This window comes from Pseudostreptobacillus sp. (genome assembly GCF_977040545.1).
In genome coordinates, this window is sequence record NZ_CDRRBS010000118.1 from 1 (window position 1) to 2,682 (window position 2,682).

The 2,682-nt window shown below is 22.5% G+C and carries 4 protein-coding genes; all 4 read left to right on the forward strand.

The window, feature by feature from the left end; translation table 11 throughout:
- Positions 1 to 502 (forward strand): hypothetical protein (locus ACWYO2_RS05630; protein WP_455515502.1); only part of this gene is annotated, 502 nt, incomplete at its 5' end.
- A 16-nt stretch (positions 503 to 518) separates the two neighbouring features.
- Complete coding sequence (murI, locus tag ACWYO2_RS05635) at positions 519 to 1,283, forward strand: glutamate racemase (RefSeq protein ID WP_455515503.1); 765 nt, start codon at positions 519 to 521, stop codon at positions 1,281 to 1,283.
- Positions 1,284 to 1,286: 3 nt separating this feature from the next.
- The gene (ruvA, locus tag ACWYO2_RS05640) at positions 1,287 to 1,889 is read left to right on the forward strand and encodes a Holliday junction branch migration protein RuvA (RefSeq protein ID WP_455515504.1); all 603 of its coding nucleotides are present in this window, start codon (positions 1,287 to 1,289) and stop codon (positions 1,887 to 1,889) included.
- Between the two features lie 12 nt (positions 1,890 to 1,901).
- Positions 1,902 to 2,682 (forward strand): DMT family transporter (locus tag ACWYO2_RS05645; protein ID WP_455515505.1); only part of this gene is annotated, 781 nt, incomplete at its 3' end.

Here is a 2,682-nt window from a genome sequence, read left to right on the forward strand (position 1 = left end):
ATCTAGATCAATAAAGATTGATTTGACTAAAGCTATACCAAAATATTTAATTTCTGAAAATTATAATATATATAAATTTTTTGAATATGATTTGAATTATTTGAGTAAATATATTTCTTCTGAATTAAATATTGATGATTTTGATGTCAACTCTTTAGAGGAAATGTATGATAATATTTTTGATTATTATTTAAATTCAAATTTAGAAAATAGAATCAAATATGAAAAGTCAATAATATATCTATTAAATAGATTAAAGTATGAGAAAGAAATTCAATTACTAAATATATCAGATAGAATCATTAAAATATTAGTAGATAAGGATTTAAAGAATTCAAGAGAAAAAGTTTATTCTTTTATGTATTCTTGTATATTGAAATGCATAGATATATACAATATAGAAAAAATAGAAAAACTAATAGAATATAAAAACTCTATTAAATCTAATGTAAATTTAAAGTTGTGTATATTTTTATTCTTGAATTCTATATTTGAAATTTAAGTGTGTGGTGATTAATATGTCAATAGGAATCTTTGATTCAGGATTGGGAGGGATAACTGCTCTCAATGTTATAAAAACAGATTATAAACAAAAAAATATAGTGTTTTATGGTGATACTTGTCATTTACCTTATGGTGATAAAAGTTCAAAACAAATAATTAGTTATTCTATGGAAATAGTAAATTATTTAATTAATAAAGGTGTAGAAGTTATAGTTATAGCTTGTAATAGTGCAACTTCAAATGCATTAGACAGTTTAAAAGAAAAATATGATATACCAATAATAGGAGTAATAGATCCTGCAATAAAAAAATTGTTAAGTATAGGCTCAAAAAAAGTAGGAGTAATTGCTACTGAAACAACAATAAAATCAAATAAATATCATGATAAAATAAAGGAATTAGATGAAAATATAGATGTATATTCAGTTGCTTGTCCTAAATTTGTTCCGATTATTGAAAGTGGTAAAAAAGATGGAGAAGAAATTGAAAAATTAATAGATTTATATATTGCACCAATTAGTGAAAAAATAGATACTTTGATATTAGGATGTACACATTATTCTATAATAAAAGATATTATAAGTAGAAAGTATCCTAAATTGAAATTAATAGATCCATCTATTGAAGTCTCTATAGAATTAGGGAACTATATATCTAATAAAAATGAAAATGGAGATATAGAATATATTGTTTCTGGTGATATAGAAAAATTTAAAAATAACCTTGAGTGTATATTTGGTAAAGATGAATATTTTGTTTCAAAGGATGAAGGGAAATAAATTATGTATGAATATTTACAAGGAAAATTAACAGTAAAAAATTTAAGCTATGTTGCTTTAGATATAAATGGAATAGGATTTAAAATTTATACAACATTAAAATCGTATGAAGTTTTAAATTCATTAGGTGAACAAGAAAAGTTATTTATACATACTATAGTTAAAGAAGATGATATATCTTTTTACGGATTTAAGTCAGAGATAGAAAGAGAATTTTTTAGAAATTGTATTTCAATAAGTGGAGTAGGTGCTAAAAAAGCTATAGCGATACTTTCAACTTTTAATTATAGTGAACTTACAGGTATTGTTAAATCTAAAAATTCTAAAGAGTTAGCAAAGGTACCAGGAATTGGTGTTAAAAAAGCAGAAAAAATAATAATAGATTTAATTGATAAATTAGATAATATAGATATAATGACAAATATTGTAGATGAAAGTTTACTTGAAATTATATCTAAAAAAGAGAATTTAAGATTAGCATTAGAATCTTTAGGATATGATAAGATAGATGTATCTTTGATTATTTCTGATTCTGAATTTAAAGAGTTAGAAATGCAAGATTTAATTAAACTTGCACTATTAAATATTAATAAAAAGAAAAAATAGAAAGGTAGTGAGATGAATTTTTATTGGATTTTAGTTGTAATAGGGGCTATAATGTGGGGAGTAGATGGTGTTTTATTTACACCAAGATATTTTAGTTATGGGCTTTATAATGTTATTTTAATTACTTTTTTGGTACATTTAGTTCCAAGTATATGGATGAGTTTAACGAGTCCTGGACAGTATAAAGCATTGAATAAAAAAAATAAAAGTGATATTTTATATTTATTCTTGATAGCATTATTTGGGGGTACTATAGGTACTATATGTATAGTAAAAGCACTTGAATTAAGTGAATTTAATCCATTTAGCTTAGTTATACTTATACAAAAATCTCAACCAATTTTTGCAATAATATCTGCAATGATAATTTTAAAAGAAAAACCTAATAAACATTTTAAATATTATTTTTTAATTTGTTTAGTTGCTATATATGTAATGACATTTGGAGTTAATAGTCCATTTAGTTTAGAAATAAAATCTTTATATGCTTGTTTATTTTCATTAATATCAGCTATAAGTTTTGGTATATCAACAACTTTTGGAAGAAGAGTTTCTTTAAAAGTTAAACCACAAACAGCTACTTTTTATAGATATATATTTACAACATGTATTACGTTTGTGTTATTGTTATTTAATATTCAGTCTACTATAGATGGTTTACTAGTTACATTTAATAATAAAAATATAATATTATTGACTTTATTAATTGCTGTATGGGGAATGATTACTTTAAGAATTTATTATAAAGGATTAACTAAAACAAATGCAATTTATGCAACTGTTTGTGAATTAT

Excerpts from the sequence above, each read along its gene's own strand:
- murI (WP_455515503.1), top strand. The coding sequence starts at position 519 with ATGTCAATAGGAATCTTTGATTCAGGATTGGGAGGGATAACTGCTCTC.
- ruvA (WP_455515504.1), top strand. The coding sequence starts at position 1,287 with ATGTATGAATATTTACAAGGAAAATTAACAGTAAAAAATTTAAGCTAT.